17 protein-coding genes are annotated in these 14,470 nt (G+C 61.3%); 9 read left to right on the top strand and 8 right to left on the bottom strand.

Going from position 1 to position 14,470, the window contains the following annotated elements; genetic code table 11:
* Positions 1-135 precede the first annotated feature (135 nt).
* From H9529_RS12980 to groL, 5 genes are all read left to right on the top strand, one after another.
* Positions 136-1,020: an ABC transporter substrate-binding protein gene (locus H9529_RS12980; protein ID WP_092884909.1), complete on the top strand. Its 885-nt coding sequence runs from the start codon at positions 136-138 to the stop codon at positions 1,018-1,020.
* Between the two features lie 98 nt (positions 1,021-1,118).
* Entirely contained in the window at positions 1,119-1,922 is an 804-nt protein-coding gene (locus H9529_RS12975) for an amino acid ABC transporter permease (protein WP_223814166.1), read from the top strand.
* A complete protein-coding gene (locus H9529_RS12970) occupies positions 1,922-2,665 on the top strand; it encodes an amino acid ABC transporter ATP-binding protein (RefSeq protein ID WP_092884905.1) in 744 nt (247 codons plus the stop codon). Before H9529_RS12975 ends, H9529_RS12970 begins: the two co-directional genes overlap by 1 nt.
* A 198-nt stretch (positions 2,666-2,863) precedes the next feature.
* Positions 2,864-3,151 (top strand): co-chaperone GroES, encoded by a 288-nt coding sequence (locus H9529_RS12965; RefSeq protein WP_092884903.1) that lies wholly within the window; start codon positions 2,864-2,866, stop codon positions 3,149-3,151.
* Between the two features lie 51 nt (positions 3,152-3,202).
* Positions 3,203-4,855: a chaperonin GroEL gene (groL, locus tag H9529_RS12960; RefSeq protein ID WP_092884901.1), complete on the top strand. Its 1,653-nt coding sequence runs from the start codon at positions 3,203-3,205 to the stop codon at positions 4,853-4,855.
* 126 nt (positions 4,856-4,981) lie between these two features.
* Here the strand turns inward: groL and leuB are convergent, their stop codons facing one another.
* Both leuB and H9529_RS12950 read right to left on the bottom strand, forming a co-directional pair.
* On the bottom strand, positions 4,982-6,082 hold the full coding sequence (gene leuB / locus H9529_RS12955) for a 3-isopropylmalate dehydrogenase (protein WP_092884899.1): 1,101 nt from the start codon (positions 6,080-6,082) through the stop codon (positions 4,982-4,984).
* 81 nt (positions 6,083-6,163) lie between these two features.
* A complete protein-coding gene (locus H9529_RS12950) occupies positions 6,164-7,330 on the bottom strand; it encodes a geranylgeranyl reductase family protein (RefSeq protein WP_176846806.1) in 1,167 nt (388 codons plus the stop codon).
* A 208-nt stretch (positions 7,331-7,538) separates the two neighbouring features.
* Between H9529_RS12950 and H9529_RS12945 the strand changes: the two genes are divergently transcribed.
* The 4 genes from H9529_RS12945 (at position 7,539) to H9529_RS12930 (ending at position 11,027) form a co-directional block, all read left to right on the top strand.
* On the top strand, positions 7,539-8,516 hold the full coding sequence (locus tag H9529_RS12945; protein ID WP_092884895.1) for a glutathione S-transferase family protein: 978 nt from the start codon (positions 7,539-7,541) through the stop codon (positions 8,514-8,516).
* Positions 8,517-8,585: 69 nt separating this feature from the next.
* On the top strand, positions 8,586-9,767 hold the full coding sequence (locus H9529_RS12940; RefSeq protein ID WP_092884893.1) for a lytic murein transglycosylase: 1,182 nt from the start codon (positions 8,586-8,588) through the stop codon (positions 9,765-9,767).
* 93 nt (positions 9,768-9,860) lie between these two features.
* Complete coding sequence (locus tag H9529_RS12935) at positions 9,861-10,202, top strand: DUF2853 family protein (RefSeq protein ID WP_092884891.1); 342 nt, start codon at positions 9,861-9,863, stop codon at positions 10,200-10,202.
* 600 nt (positions 10,203-10,802) lie between these two features.
* Complete coding sequence (locus H9529_RS12930) at positions 10,803-11,027, top strand: hypothetical protein (RefSeq protein ID WP_092884889.1); 225 nt, start codon at positions 10,803-10,805, stop codon at positions 11,025-11,027.
* Here the strand turns inward: H9529_RS12930 and H9529_RS12925 are convergent.
* From H9529_RS12925 to rpsP, 6 genes are all read right to left on the bottom strand, one after another.
* On the bottom strand, positions 11,017-11,826 hold the full coding sequence (locus H9529_RS12925; RefSeq protein WP_092884887.1) for a division plane positioning ATPase MipZ: 810 nt from the start codon (positions 11,824-11,826) through the stop codon (positions 11,017-11,019). The two genes, H9529_RS12930 and H9529_RS12925, sit on opposite strands and share 11 nt — an antisense overlap.
* A gap of 104 nt (positions 11,827-11,930) precedes the next feature.
* Positions 11,931-12,152: a 50S ribosomal protein L31 gene (gene rpmE, locus H9529_RS12920; protein WP_092884885.1), complete on the bottom strand. Its 222-nt coding sequence runs from the start codon at positions 12,150-12,152 to the stop codon at positions 11,931-11,933.
* A gap of 11 nt (positions 12,153-12,163) precedes the next feature.
* Positions 12,164-12,541, bottom strand: a complete 378-nt coding sequence (gene rplS, locus H9529_RS12915) for a 50S ribosomal protein L19 (RefSeq protein WP_092884883.1) — start codon at positions 12,539-12,541, stop codon at positions 12,164-12,166.
* A 51-nt stretch (positions 12,542-12,592) separates the two neighbouring features.
* On the bottom strand, positions 12,593-13,450 hold the full coding sequence (gene trmD, locus H9529_RS12910; RefSeq protein WP_092884881.1) for a tRNA (guanosine(37)-N1)-methyltransferase TrmD: 858 nt from the start codon (positions 13,448-13,450) through the stop codon (positions 12,593-12,595).
* Positions 13,447-13,956: a ribosome maturation factor RimM gene (gene rimM, locus H9529_RS12905; RefSeq protein WP_092884880.1), complete on the bottom strand. Its 510-nt coding sequence runs from the start codon at positions 13,954-13,956 to the stop codon at positions 13,447-13,449. The genes trmD and rimM overlap by 4 nt, the downstream gene beginning before the upstream one ends.
* A 115-nt stretch (positions 13,957-14,071) precedes the next feature.
* Positions 14,072-14,449 carry a 30S ribosomal protein S16 gene (gene rpsP / locus H9529_RS12900; protein ID WP_092884878.1) on the bottom strand — a complete coding sequence of 126 codons (378 nt, stop codon included), beginning with the start codon at positions 14,447-14,449 and terminating at the stop codon, positions 14,072-14,074.
* Positions 14,450-14,470: the final 21 nt, after the last annotated feature.

Raw genomic sequence — 14,470 nt, 5'->3', positions numbered from 1 at the left:
CTTATAGGCGCGTGGGCGGCATTTGTCACGGCTGCATCCGGGCCAAAACGGGTGCGGCCCGTACATCGCCTTGCACCCGTGCAAACTGTCATTATTGTTAAGCAAATCGTAATCCGGCTTTTGTAAGGATATGGGATGAAGAATCGCAGCGCCGCGCGCGCCACCACTCTGGCCAAACCTCTGCCTGCGCGCAGCATGGCAGCACTCAGCCTGCGCGTGTTTGGCGCGGTGATCGCCCTCATGGCGCTGACCACCGCGTTGTTTGCCCAGGAACGCACCGTCAACGACCCAAATCTGGTCACCCCGGGCAAACTGACCGTGGGCACAGGCGATCCGGTATATGCACCCTGGATGCTGAACAACGATCCGGCGGGCGGTGAAGGCTTTGAAAACGGACTGGTTTATGCGCTGGCCGCTGAAATGGGCTTTGCTCCCGGGGATGTCGTCTGGACAGGCAACAGCTTCGATCAAACCATCGCACCGGGGCCGAAAGACTTCGATTTCGCCATCCAGCAGATTTCAGTGACCGGAGCGCGCGCACAGGTCGTGACCTTCAGCGATGTCTATTATCAGCCGGAAAAGGCCGTGATCGCGCTGCCCGGCAGTCCGGTGATCGACGCGACCAGCTTTGACGACCTGCGCACCGCGCGCTGGGGGGTGACGCTGGGGACCACGGATGCAGACTATCTGGAGAACATTCTCGGGATCAGCGACGCCGCCGTCTACAGCCAGCAAGTTGACGTGTTCCTTGCCATGCAGTCGGGGCAAATCGACGCGACAGTCTTCGCCCTGCCCTCGGCGCTTTTTGTAACGGCGGTTCAAGTGCCCGACGCGGAAATCACTGCCCTTCTGCCGTCGGATGCGAATGACCGTGGCCATGGCCTGCTGTTCGAATACGACAACCCGCTGGTCGACTGGGTTAACGATGCGTTAACCAATGTCATCGACGCCGGAACGATTGAGGAATTGAAAGCAACCTATCTGGTTTCCGACCCTGACCTGCCAGTGATCAGTGAATGAAACCCCTACCCAGCGCTGAATCTTCCGGGGCCGCTTCTGCGGCCCCTTCCATTGCAGAGGCGCCCCCACGTCGCCCGCTCCCGCCGCGAAAGCGCGCCTTGTCATGGCAACAGCGCTACCTTCCCGCCCTCATCAGCGTGGCCAGCGTTACGGCTATGGTGATCGCGCTGTCCTACGTCGTCGGCGGGTCGGAGGCATGGCCCCGCATCCAGGCGCAGTTCTTCAACCTAGACGCCATGCGACAGGCCTTCCCCCGCGTGCTGGGCGGCTTCTGGACCAACCTCTGGCTGTGGGGGGCGGGGCTGGTTGCCATCGGCATCTGGGCGCTGGTGCTGGCGGTCATGCGGTCCATGACAGGGCCATGGTTCGCGCCGCTGCGCATCTTCACCATGGTCTACGTCGACCTGTTCCGCGGCATTCCGGCGCTTTTACTGGTGCTCTTGTTCGGCTTCGGCATCCCGGCGCTGAACCTGTCAGGCCTGCCTTCAAGCGGGTTGTTCTGGGGCTTTGTCGCCATGGTCCTCAGCTATTCCGCCTATGCGTGCGAGATCTACCGCGCGGGCATCGACGCGGTACATGACGGACAGCGCGCGGCGGCAAAGGCGCTCGGCCTCGGTCAATGGCAGACCATGTGGTACGCGGTGCTGCCACAGGCGATCCGCAATGTCATTCCCGCGCTGCTCAATCTGGTGGTCGCGCTGCAAAAGGACGTGGTGCTGCTGTCTGTGATCGGGGTGCGCGACGCGGTGCGCGAGGCGCAGATTTTCACTGCCTCGACTTTCAACTATTCCTCGCTGGTGGTCGCCGCCCTGCTGTTCATGGCCACCTCTATCCCTCTTGCCCGGCTGACCGATCATCTGGCCCGCCGCGACCGTGCCCGCCGCACGCAAGGAGCCGGGTGATGGGACAGATCGTCATCGACAGCGTCACGAAATACTATGGCGACACGCTGGTGCTCGACGATGTGTCCCTGACCATCGCGCCGCATAAGGTTGTGTGCCTGATCGGCGCGTCAGGCTCGGGCAAATCGACACTTCTGCGCTGCATCAACCGGCTGGTAGACTTCGACCACGGCACAATCCTGCTGGACGGCACCCCGGTGGATGACCCGGGCTTTGGACTGACCGGGCTGCAACGCCGCATCGGTATCGTTTTTCAGGGCTACAACCTGTTCCCCCACATGTCGGTACTGGAAAACATCACGCTGGCGCCACGTCGCGTTTACAAGCGCCCCCGCGCCGAGGCCGAGGCGCAGGCGATGGACCTGCTGGCCATGTTCGGCATGGCGGATTTCGCCCGCACCTATCCCGAACAGCTGTCAGGCGGGCAACAACAACGGGTCGCGGTGGTGCGTGCACTGGCGACCCGCCCCGATGTTCTGCTGCTTGATGAGATCACCGCGGCGCTCGACCCCGAACTGGTGGGCGAGGTGCTCACGATCATCCGCCGCCTGAAGGACGACGGCATGACCATGGTGATCGTCACGCATGAGATGGGCTTTGCCCGTGATGTCGCGGATACGGTCTGCTTTCTGGCCGACGGGCGCATCCTGGAACAGGGACCGCCATCACAAATCTTTACCACGCCGGAGCACGCCCGCACCCAGCAGTTCCTGCAACGCATCATCGACGCCGGGCGGCTTTAGGGCGCCTTGCGCAACTATCTGATTTTTATCAAAAATCCGGCACAACAGCCCGTGTCTGTCCAGCCCGTCCAAATCCAGCGCTTTTAAACGACTGCCCCGTTGACAGTGACCTGCCCCACCCCTATCTAGGCTTCATTAGCACTCGACACAGATGAGTGCTAATATCAATTCAACCTGGAACCTAGGGAGCGTTCTCAGATGGCATTTCAACCGCTGCATGACCGTGTATTGGTGCGCCGCATCGAAGGCGAAGAGAAAACCAAGGGCGGCCTGATCATCCCCGACACCGCGAAAGAAAAGCCCGCAGAAGGCGAAATCGTCGCAATCGGCGAAGGTGCGCGCAAAGAATCGGGCGACCTTATCGCGATGTCCGTCAAAATCGGCGACCGCGTTCTGTTTGGCAAATGGTCCGGCACCGAGGTCAGCCTTGATGGCGAAGACCTGCTGATCATGAAAGAAAGCGACGTTCTGGGCATCATCGCCTGAACAATCCGCTGATTTTCCAACCGTAATTTCAGACAACCAGGAGCAAGCAACATGGCTGCTAAGGACGTCAAGTTTAACACCGATGCCCGTAACCGGATGCTGCGCGGCGTGAACATCCTCGCCGACGCTGTGAAAGTCACGCTGGGCCCGAAAGGCCGCAACGTGGTGATCGATAAATCCTTCGGCTCACCCCGCATCACCAAAGACGGTGTCACTGTCGCCAAAGAGATCGAACTGGAAGACAAGTTCGAGAACATGGGCGCGCAGATGGTGAAAGAAGTCGCCAACCGCACCAATGACGAAGCGGGCGACGGCACCACCACCGCAACCGTTCTGGCACAAGCCATCGTGCGCGAAGGCCTGAAATCGGTCGCCGCCGGCATGAACCCGATGGACCTGAAGCGTGGCATCGATCTGGCCACCACCAAGGTCGTCGCTGCGATCCGCGCCGCTGCACGCCCCGTGAACGACACCGCCGAAGTGGCGCAGGTCGGCACGATCTCGGCCAACGGTGAAGCCGAAATCGGCCGCCAGATCGCTGACGCGATGCAGAAAGTCGGCAACGAGGGTGTCATCACCGTCGAAGAAAACAAAGGCCTGGAAACCGAGACCGATGTGGTCGAAGGGATGCAGTTCGACCGTGGCTACCTGTCGCCCTACTTCGTCACCAATCCCGAAAAGATGGTTGCCGAACTGGAAGACTGCCTGATCTTGCTGCATGAGAAGAAACTCTCGTCGCTGCAATCCATGGTGCCGCTGCTGGAACAAGTCATCCAGTCGCAAAAGCCGCTGCTGATTATCGCTGAAGATGTCGAAGGCGAAGCGCTGGCGACCCTCGTGGTCAACAAGCTGCGCGGTGGTCTGAAGATCGCTGCCGTCAAGGCACCGGGCTTTGGCGACCGTCGCAAGGCCATGCTGCAAGACATCGCAATCCTGACCGGCGGTCAGGTCATCAGCGACGATCTGGGCATGAAGCTGGAAAACGTCGGCATGGACATGCTGGGATCGGCCAAGAAAGTGCAGATCACCAAGGATGAGACCACCATCGTTGACGGCAACGGCGAAAAAGCCGAGATCGAAGCACGCGTGAGCCAGATCCGTCAGCAGATCGAAGAAACCACCAGCGACTACGACAAAGAGAAGCTGCAAGAGCGTCTGGCCAAACTGGCCGGTGGTGTTGCCGTGATCCGCGTCGGCGGCATGACTGAAACGGAAGTGAAAGAGCGTAAAGACCGCGTCGATGACGCGCTGAACGCAACCCGCGCTGCCGTTCAGGAAGGCATCGTTGTCGGCGGTGGTGTGGCCCTGCTTCAGGCAGCCAAATCGCTTGACGGCCTGACCGGTGAGAACAGCGACCAGACCGTGGGTATCTCCATCGTGCGCAAGGCACTGGAAGCACCGCTGCGTCAGATCGCTGAAAACGCCGGTGTGGACGGTTCGGTTGTTGCGGGCAAAATCCGCGAGAGCGACGACAAGACCTTCGGCTTCAACGCGCAGACTGAAGAATATGGCGACATGTTCAAATTCGGCGTGATCGATCCGGCCAAGGTTGTGCGCACCGCGCTGCAAGACGCTGCATCGGTTGCTGGGCTGCTGATCACCACCGAGGCGATGATCGCCGACAAGCCCGAGCCGAAAGGCCAAGGCGGCAACGGCGGCATGCCCGACATGGGTGGCATGGGCGGTATGGGCGGCATGATGTAATCTGCCGTCACCACTTGTGACAAAAACGGGAAAAGGGGGCCAGAACGGCCCCCTTTTTTCATATCTGTATCGGTGTCTGAACCTTCAGGCGACCCGCCCGGCGCGTGCCGGGCCAGCCCTCTGACCTCAGGCGCTCAGCGCCGCGATGATCGCGTCGCCCATCTGCGTGGTCGTCAGCGGCGTGCCCCCCTCGGCGCCCATCAGATCGGCGGTGCGCGCGCCATCGGCCAACACTTTCTGCACCGCAGCCTCCAACTGATCGGCCGCCGCGCCTGCGTCGAAGCTGTAGCGCAGCGCCATCGCAAACGACAGGACGCAGGCGATCGGGTTCGCCTTGCCCTGCCCGGCAATATCAGGCGCCGAGCCGTGGACAGGCTCATACAAGGCCGCCGGACGCCCATTGGCACGCGGCGCCCCAAGGCTTGCCGAAGGCAGCATCCCCAAGGAACCCGTCAGCATCGCGGCGCAATCCGACAAGATGTCGCCAAACAGGTTATCGGTGACGATCACGTCAAACTGTTTTGGCCAGCGCACCAGCTGCATCGCGCCATTGTCGGCATACATATGCGACAGCTCGATATCCGGGTAATCGGTATCGCGCACCTTCTGCACCACTTCCCGCCACAAGATGCCCGATTCCATCACATTGGCTTTTTCCATCGAACAGACCTTGCCCGAGCGTTTGCGCGCCAGTTCAAAGGCCGACCGCGCAACGCGGTCAATCTCGGATTCGGTATAGCGCTGGGTGTTGATGCCGACGCGCTCATTCCCTTCCTCGAAGATCCCGCGCGGTTCGCCGAAATAGACGCCACTTGTAAGTTCGCGCACGATCATGATGTCGAGGCCCGCCACTACGTCCTTTTTCAGGGACGAGAAATCAGCCAGCGCGTCGAAGCATTGCGCAGGGCGCAAGTTGGAAAACAGATCCATCTCCTTACGCAGGCGCAACAGGCCGCGTTCAGGTTTGACGCTGAAATCCAGAGTGTCATATTTCGGTCCGCCGACCGCACCCAACAGCACAGCGTCCACTGCCAACGCCTTGGCCATCGTGTCATCATGCAGCGGCACGCCATGTACGTCATAGGCAGCCCCGCCGACCAGATCTTCGGAAACGTCGAAGTTGAGGCCCTGGTTCGCGCCGAACCAGTCGATGACCTTGCGCACCTCGGCCATGACCTCGGGGCCGATGCCGTCACCGGGCAGGATAAGAAGCGAAGGGTTGGTCATGGCGCAGGCTCCATCATTGGGGAAATAATTCCGCATCGCGTAGCTTGCTGCCGCAGGGGGGTCAAGCACGCCCTGCGTTAATCAGCGCGCCAGAACAGCCCGCCCCATGCGACGGGTAATTCGCCCGGCGAAGGCCAAGCCGAAGTCCTGATAATCGAACTGCCCTGCCAGCAGCCGCAACGCATTGCGTGTCATCTTTGGATTATCGCGCACAGTACGGGCGAAGATCGGACGCAGGGCGCGCGTATAGGCCAGCCGCGCGATACGGCCCGCGATACGGATTTCGTCCTGCACATAGCGGATCTCGGCGGCGTAATGGCGGATCGCAGCACCCGGGGCACCGGCGCCCAGTGCCCGGATAGAAGCCTGGGCAGCAAGTTCGCCCGACCGGATGGCCCAGCCAATCCCCTCACCCGTCAGCGGGTCCACCAGCCCGGCGGCATCACCCACCAGCAGCACGCGCCCCTCGCCCGGGGCACCAAGTCGCCAGCCAGTGGGCAGAAACGCACCCTTGCACTGCGCCGACGACAAAGCCCGCACCATCGCTGGACCTTGGTTGGCATACCGATCCAGCACGGCGCGCATGTCAGGGTTTCGCACATGGGTGCCGCAAACCCCCACCGTGACAGATCCACGTTTCGGAAAGACCCAGCCATAGCCCCACGCCACCGCGCCGATATCAATGTCGACCATATCGCCGTCCACCGTGTCGCGCGGCAGCTCCACCTCAAGTCCGAAGGCGACGTCGCGATAGCGCTGCGCCTTGCCATAAAGCGCACGCGCCACAATGCTGTTCGCACCATCCGCACCAACAATCAGCTGGCCCTGCAAAATCTGCCCATCGCCCAGCCGCGCCACCCCCGTCGCCGGATCAAGATCGGCTATCCGTGCGGGCGCGAACACCTGCGCCCCCGCCGCTTTCGCCTGGGCATGCAAGACGGCATCAAAGTCTCGGCGCATCGTCATATGGATCGGCGGGGCATCACGCACATCGGCCAGCAGCGCCCCTTGGGAAAACAGCCGCACGCGCTGGCTTGTCAGGAACAGATCGGGCGTGATCTCCTGTCCAAACACCTGTGACAGCGCCGAGGCACAGCGCCCGGTGATACCCCCGCCGCACAACTTGTCGCGCGGAAAGGCAGCCTTGTCGATCAACGCCACCGACAGCCCCGCACTGGCTGCAGTGAAAGCTGCGGCGCTGCCGGCGGGGCCGGACCCAACGACCAGAATATCAAATTTTTTAATCATGTAACGCCAAGCCAAAACCATCGTGTCGCTGTCGGATAACCCAGACCTAAACCAAGGGGGCGATCCGGGGAAGGGGGTAAAGCCCGACGCGCCCGTCAACGGGCCCGGGCCAACCTGTGCGAAAATACGCAGGACCTGCGCCCATGTCGGGCTTATCTTCAAATCAGCACATGTTACATTCGATTAAATCAATTCAGGAGCATTAGAAATGGGACAACTGGTCAACGGCAAATGGGACCCCAGCTGGTACGATACCAAGAAGTCCGGCGGAGCGTTCAAGCGTGACACGTCGCGATTCCGCAACTGGATCACCGCTGACGGCAGCGCCGGTCCCAGCGGCGAAGGTGGGTTCAAGGCTGAAAGCGGGCGGTACCACCTGTATGTCTCTTTCGCCTGCCCATGGGCCCATCGCACGCTGATCTTTCGGGCACTGAAAGGGCTGGAAGAGCATATCAGCATCTCGGCAGTGCATCCCGACATGCTGGAAGATGGCTGGACCTTCGCTACTGATTTCCCGGGGGCTACGGGTGACGACCTTTTCGGCCATAAGTTCCTGCGCGATGTCTACACGCAGGCGGACCCCGACATCTCGGGCCGGGTGACGGTGCCGGTACTTTGGGACAAACAGCGCGGCATGATCGTTTCCAACGAATCCTCCGAGATTCTCCGGATGTTCAACAGCGCGTTCAACGGCATCACCGGCAATAGCGACGATTACTGCCCCGAAGCGTTGCAAGACGAGATTGAGGCAGTCAACACACGCGTTTACGACACTGTGAACAACGGCGTCTATAAATCGGGCTTTGCCACGACGCAGGAAGCTTATGACAAGGCCGTGCATGAGTTGTTCGACAGCCTCGACTGGCTGGATGACCTGTTGGGCCGCCAGCGCTATCTGACGGGCAACCGCGTGACCGAGGCCGACTGGCGACTGTTCCCGACGCTGCTGCGGTTCGACAACGTCTATCACCTGCACTTCAAGTGCAATCGGCGGCGCATCAGCGACTACCCCAACCTGTGGGCCTATACGCGCGAATTGTATCAATGGCCCGGCGTGGCGGGCACGGTGCATATGGACCATATCGTGCGGCACTATCACTACAGCCACGACACGATTAACCCTAACCGCATCATCCCGATCAACCCAGTGCTGGACTTTGACGCGCCGCACGGGCGCGCCGGATAGCGACCGGATCAGGGCTTGTCAGCGCGGCGCGGGTTGATACTGTTCCCCCAACTTGATGTTGGAGGAACCATGCGTATCACCCTCGCCGCCGCGTTGACCTGCGCCCTTGGCGTTATCGCCGCGCCCGCCCTCGCCCAAAGCTGCGGCGGCAACTTCAACAGCTTTGTCGACGGGTTGAAGGCCGAAGCGGTGCAACGAGGCCACCCGGCGTCCGATGTCGATGCGTTCTTTCGCAACGTACGGCAGGAGCAGAGCGTGCTGAACGCCGACCGGCGGCAGGGCATCTTCCAGCGCCCATTCATCGACTTCTCGCGCGCGCTCATCTCGCAAAACCGGATGGATCAGGGACGGCGCAACGCGGAACGGCATGCGGCGATCTTCCAGCGCGCGCAACAGACCTTTGGCGTACCCCGCGGCATCCTGATGGCCTTTTGGGCGTTCGAGACTGATTACGGCGCGTTTCAGGGGGATTTCAACACGGTGAACGCGCTGGTTACCCTGGCGCATGATTGTCGACGCCCCGAACTGTTTCGCCCGCAGGTCATGTCGGCGATCATGCTGTACCGGCAGGGCGGGCTGGACCCGAACCGCACGACCGGCGCTTGGGCGGGCGAAATCGGGATGGTGCAAAAGCTGCCCTCTGACATTCTGGCCAGCGGCGTGGATGGCGATGGCGATGGGCGCATCGACCTGCAAAACTCGGTCGCTGACGCGCTGATGTCGGGTGCGAGCATGCTGCGCAACAAGGGATGGCAAGCCAACCAACCATGGCTGCACGAGGTCGCAATCCCCGCCGGGTTGGACCTGCGCCAGACCGGGCTGGAGACCCAACTGACGATCGCGGACTGGCAACGCATGGGGGTGCAGCCGCGCTATGGCAGCTTGCCCGGGGGGAACATGCCCGCCTCAATCATCCTGCCGCAGGGGCATCGTGGCCCTGCCTTCATGATCTTCCCGAACTTCCGCGTATTGTTCGAGTGGAACCAGAGCTTCACCTACATCGTCACCGTCGGCTATTTCGCGACCCGGTTGGAAGGTGCCCCGGTCTATGCGGCGGGCAACCCGGAACCAGGGCTGAACGACGGCCAGATGCGCGACTTGCAGCAGAAATTGCAGTCACGCGGGTACGACGTCGGCGGGGTTGATGGCATCCTGGGTGCCAACACCCGCGTAGCGGTGCAGCAGATACAGGCACAGCTGGGCATGCCCGCCGATGGCTGGCCCACCCCAGAGCTGCTGCGGCGCCTCTAACCCGGGCGCATCGTGGACGGCATAAATCTTTGTTAGTTTTAGTTTGTGAATGTGTCACATTGTGGTCAGGCGCCACAAACCGGAGAAAGGGAAATGGGAAGACGGGATGACCTGATCGCGCGGTATGCCGAGGATCTGCGAGACAAATGCGGGATTGAGCCAGATATGGACCTTCTGCGCAAGGTGACGATCGCCTGCGGCCCGGCAATTTACGACGCCGATGCCGCCACCATTGCCGCCGGACAGCCGCATGAGCTGGAAACGGTGCGCCGCAATTTCCTGATCAAGAAGCTTGGCCTGACCGACACCCCCGCTTTGTCCGAAGCGCTGGATGCCGCGATAGAAACCTATGGCCAGTCCGAGCGGAACAAATATCGCGTGGTGGTATATTACATGCTTACCCGGCACTTCGGGAAGGAAAGCGTTTACACCTGAACGCCTTTTGGTTGTATCGCCTGCGGCATGCAGGTTGTGCGGCAAGACGACAAAACGACCTAAGCCACTGATTCGAAACGCAGTCGGCAAACGGAGTGTTTGAACATTTAAAGAAACTGTCGTAAAAGCCGCAATACTTCGCATATTGCACTGAAACCAGGATTTTGCGATGGTAATTGTGCTGGGCAGTACGTCCGGAACCAAGTCCTGACTGCAACGGTGCGTGGGGTGCCGTGGGTGGATGGGGGTTCCGTGTACAACGGGGCCCCCGCTTCCAAGGTCGTTTCAATCACACCGTTTCACGATGGCGCCCTGGCTTTGCCAGACGGGGTCCTGAGATCGCGCCAGGCAGCAAGCCGTCACACCCGTCCATACACCTGCGGCCCGCCAAATCAGTCGCAGGTGCCAGATGCGCGCGCCATGCGCAATCGTCCCTCTTCAGTGACCCTGTCATTGTCACCCCGTCGTCTGCGGATTGTATCATGGTCAAGGCAAGCGCTTCGCCCTCAGCCAGACACTAGCCCCCAAAACCTCAACAAAACCCTTCTTGCGACACCACTGGTTCAAGTTTGCGCCACATTCCGGGGTCAAAACTCAACCATGGAAACGGCGGAATATCCCGCCCTGGGGGACGACATGAAGTACATGCAAACCGCACTCAGCAAATTCAGCGGGTCGATGAAACTGCCGCTGAACCTTCTGGCCGATCAGCCACGCCACGACGGGCTTGTGGACGCATCACACGACCGCTTCATGCAACGGCTCGATGCGATGACGATGGAACGGGCACGCAACCTGCCCGCCCGCCGCATATTCAAACATTGACCGTCACGCCCGGTAGCCGGAGCGTGGTCAGCAGATCGCGGACTTCCTGACGGGCGGCAATATTGGACATGTTCAGCGACTCGACGCCGATGTCTTTCAGGTCCAACAGCGTCAGCCCCCGCGGGAACAGTTCGCGAAAAATCACCCGCTCGCTGAAACCCGGGGCGACACGGAAGCCGATGCGCTTCGACAGGTCTTCCAGCGCCTTGCCCACCTTCTTCTTGTTGTGCATCTGTTGCGCGCCCAGCCGGTTGCGCAGCACGATCCAGTCGATCGGCTTCAGCCCGGCCTGTGCGCGCATCTGACGTGCGGTCCAGACCATTTCGGCATATATCGACGGGCCCAGCACCTTGCCGCTATACGGGTCGATCCGGGCGAGCAGGTCAAAGTCGATGAAGCTGTCGTTGAGGGGCGTAATAAGTGTATCGGCAAGCGAATGCGCCAACTGGCTCAGCCGGGTATGCGCGCCGGGGCAGTCGATCAAGATGAAATCGCAGGTTTCTTCCAGCTCGGTCATGATTTCAGACAGGCGCTTGTCCTGAGCATTCTCGCCGGGTTGCAGCGTGGTGGCATCCACCTCGGGCAGGATACGGTAGTCGGGGATCGGCAAGTCCACGTGCTGTTTCTCGGCAAACGCAGTGCGGTTCTCAATATAGCGGCCAAACGACCGTTGCCGCACATCCAGATCAACCGCCCCGACGCTGTGCCCCATACGCGCCAGCGCAACGGAGACATGCATCGAGGTGGTCGATTTCCCCGACCCACCCTTTTCGTTGCCGACCACGATGATATGCGCCACGTCTTCCCCCGTCTTCCAACAAAAAAGCGCGCCACAAGGGGCGCGCCTTTTCTATATGTCCGGTTGCATCGGCAATAAAGTGCCAATGCGGCCAAATCGGGCGATCAGAAGCCCAGACCGGCGTATTTGTTCTTGAACTTCGACACGCGGCCGCCGGCATCCATCAGGCGCGTCGAACCGCCAGTCCATGCCGGGTGCACCGTGGGGTCGATTTCCAGCGACAGCGTGTCGCCTTCTTTGCCCCAGGTGGAACGCGTCTGATACACGGTGCCATCGGTCATCTTGACGTTGATGGTGTGATATTCGGGGTGAATCTCTGCTTTCATCGTCCCAGTCCTTATGCTTTGTCGGCCATTGGGCGGTAGTTGGTTTTCTCGACGATCCGCGCCGATTTACCGCGACGGTCGCGCAGGTAGTACAGTTTCGCACGACGAACCTGACCGCGACGCACCACTTCGATATGGGCGATGTTGGTCGAGTACAGCGGAAAAACACGTTCCACACCTTCGCCGAAGGAGATTTTGCGCACGGTGAACGAGGCTGCAATGCTGCCACCCTTGCGGGCGATGCACACGCCTTCAAAGTTCTGCACGCGCGAACGGGTGCCTTCGGTCACTTTATAGCCCACGCGGATGGTGTCGCCCGCGCGGAAATCCGGGAGTTCCTTGCCAAGCTCGGCAATCTGTTCAGCTTCGATCTGCGCGATCAGGTTCATCGCGGTTTCCTTCTCTAAATGCGCGGGTGCTCCCACGGCGTGATGCGTCCCTCAGAGCTCTTGGTCGTCCACCGGGTCCCTACCGTGTTTTGCACAGTAAGCCCGCCAGAGGTCAGGGCGGCGTTGTTGTGTCAGCCTTTCGGCCATCGTCTGCCGCCATTCTGCGATACGGCCATGGTCCCCTGACAGGAGAATGTCAGGTATGTCATGGCCTTCCCACACAGAGGGGCGGGTGTACTGTGGGTGTTCAAGCAAGCCGTCCGAAAACGATTCGTTTTCGGTGGATTCCTGATTGCCAAGCACGCGCGGTATAAGCCGGACCGCCGCATCAATCAAGGCTGTTGCTGCGATCTCGCCGCCCGTCAAAACGAAGTCACCAAGGCTGACTTCCTCGACGTTGAAATGTTCCAGCGCGCGGTCGTCAACGCCTTCAAACCGGCCGCACAGAATGGTCATGCCCTCCGCTTGCGCGAAACGCTGTGCCATGGCCTGCGTCAGCGGACGGCCACGCGGCGACATATAGACTACAGGCCAGCGCGCGCGGTCAGACGGGGTGTTCAAGGCTGCCATTGACAGGGCGCGACCCACGATATCGGCGCGCAGCACCATGCCCGCACCACCCCCCGCAGGGGTATCATCGACGTTGCGGTGCTTCCCCTCGCCAAACGGGCGCAGATCGATCGGTTCCAGCGCCCAGAGGCCCTGATCCAGCGCTTTGCCGGTCAGCGACAGGCCCAGCGTGCCGGGAAAAGCTTCGGGGAACAGGGTGATGACCTTCGCGCGCCATGCACCCTTCAACGCGGGGCGGTCGGCCATCAGGTCGCGCGGTTGCAGGCTGGCGGAAATCGCCAGCCGTCCGCGGGCACGCATGGGTTTGTCCGCTGTCGGGCGACCGGTATCCTCGGTCATTCGATCAACCCCTCGGGTGGGTCGGCGATGATGCGCCTCGCCGTCAGATCCACCGTGGGCACCACCGCCCGGGTGAAGGGAAGCAAAAGCGTGGTTTTAAGCCCCGATCCAAATACTTCCAGCAAGTCCCCGGCGCCGTGGTTGAGCACGGCGCGGACCTGCCCCAGTTCCGCCCCACCAGTGTCGAAAACCGACAGGCCAATCAGGTCGGCATGGTAGAATTCATCATCCGGGAGGTTCGGCAGCTTGTCACGGTCGGCAAACAATTGCACGCCGCGCAGGGCATCGGCCTGCTCCTTGCTGGTCACGCCACCCAGCAGCGCGGTGATGCCGTTCGGGATTGCGCGGCCCAGCGTCACCGCAAAGCTGCGCGAGCCGTCTTCCAACCACAGCGGCGCATAGCCCGCGATGGCGGTGGCATCGGCGCAGAAGCTCTTCAGCCGCACCTCGCCCCGCACGCCGTAGGCGCCCGCGATTGCACCGACACAGACACGATCACCGCTCATGCTCCGCTCCACCTCTGGGCCCCAGGTGCGGTGCCCCCAATGCTATTGCGCCCCGCCCCGTTCCCGGGACAGGGCGCAAACTGGTCCGCCCCCGGATCACCCCGGGGGAAAGACCTTATTCCGCGTCGGCGGCAGCTTCGACCGGCGCGGCGGCGGCTTCGGCCTTGGCGGCTTTTTCCTTGGCGCGTTCGGTCGCTTTCTTGCCGGGAACGGCTTTCTTCAGGTTAGCGCGCTCGGGCTTCGTGCGCAAACCGGCGGCTTCCAGGAAGCGGGCAACGCGGTCTGTCGGCTGGGCGCCTGTCGACAGCCAATGCTGAACACGCTCCATATCCATTTTAACGCGGTCTTCGCTGTCTTTGGGCAGCAGCGGGTTATAGGTGCCCAGCTTTTCCAAAAAGCGGCCGTCGCGGGCCATGCGGCTGTCGGACGCAACGATGGCATAGTGCGGACGCTTGTTCGACCCACCACGGGCCAGACGGATTTTGGTAGCCATTTTGTAGTTCTCCTTTGAGTA

The sequence above is a fragment of the Roseicitreum antarcticum genome, assembly GCF_014681765.1.
In the GTDB taxonomy this organism is placed as follows: Bacteria; Pseudomonadota; Alphaproteobacteria; order Rhodobacterales; family Rhodobacteraceae; genus Roseicitreum; species Roseicitreum antarcticum.
Note: the sequence above shows the minus strand (reverse complement) of the source record. Positions and strands in the feature narration are given on the sequence as shown.

Coding starts and splice junctions, on each gene's coding strand:
- H9529_RS12980 (WP_092884909.1), top strand. CDS start 136: ATGAAGAATCGCAGCGCCGCGCGCGCCACCACTCTGGCCAAACCTCTG.
- H9529_RS12970 (WP_092884905.1), top strand. CDS start 1,922: ATGGGACAGATCGTCATCGACAGCGTCACGAAATACTATGGCGACACG.
- H9529_RS12965 (WP_092884903.1), top strand. CDS start 2,864: ATGGCATTTCAACCGCTGCATGACCGTGTATTGGTGCGCCGCATCGAA.
- groL (WP_092884901.1), top strand. CDS start 3,203: ATGGCTGCTAAGGACGTCAAGTTTAACACCGATGCCCGTAACCGGATG.
- leuB (WP_092884899.1), bottom strand. CDS start 6,082: ATGACCAACCCTTCGCTTCTTATCCTGCCCGGTGACGGCATCGGCCCC.
- H9529_RS12950 (WP_176846806.1), bottom strand. CDS start 7,330: ATGATTAAAAAATTTGATATTCTGGTCGTTGGGTCCGGCCCCGCCGGC.
- H9529_RS12945 (WP_092884895.1), top strand. CDS start 7,539: ATGGGACAACTGGTCAACGGCAAATGGGACCCCAGCTGGTACGATACC.
- H9529_RS12940 (WP_092884893.1), top strand. CDS start 8,586: ATGCGTATCACCCTCGCCGCCGCGTTGACCTGCGCCCTTGGCGTTATC.
- H9529_RS12935 (WP_092884891.1), top strand. CDS start 9,861: ATGGGAAGACGGGATGACCTGATCGCGCGGTATGCCGAGGATCTGCGA.
- H9529_RS12930 (WP_092884889.1), top strand. CDS start 10,803: ATGGAAACGGCGGAATATCCCGCCCTGGGGGACGACATGAAGTACATG.
- rpmE (WP_092884885.1), bottom strand. CDS start 12,152: ATGAAAGCAGAGATTCACCCCGAATATCACACCATCAACGTCAAGATG.
- rplS (WP_092884883.1), bottom strand. CDS start 12,541: ATGAACCTGATCGCGCAGATCGAAGCTGAACAGATTGCCGAGCTTGGC.
- trmD (WP_092884881.1), bottom strand. CDS start 13,450: ATGACCGAGGATACCGGTCGCCCGACAGCGGACAAACCCATGCGTGCC.
- rimM (WP_092884880.1), bottom strand. CDS start 13,956: ATGAGCGGTGATCGTGTCTGTGTCGGTGCAATCGCGGGCGCCTACGGC.
- rpsP (WP_092884878.1), bottom strand. CDS start 14,449: ATGGCTACCAAAATCCGTCTGGCCCGTGGTGGGTCGAACAAGCGTCCG.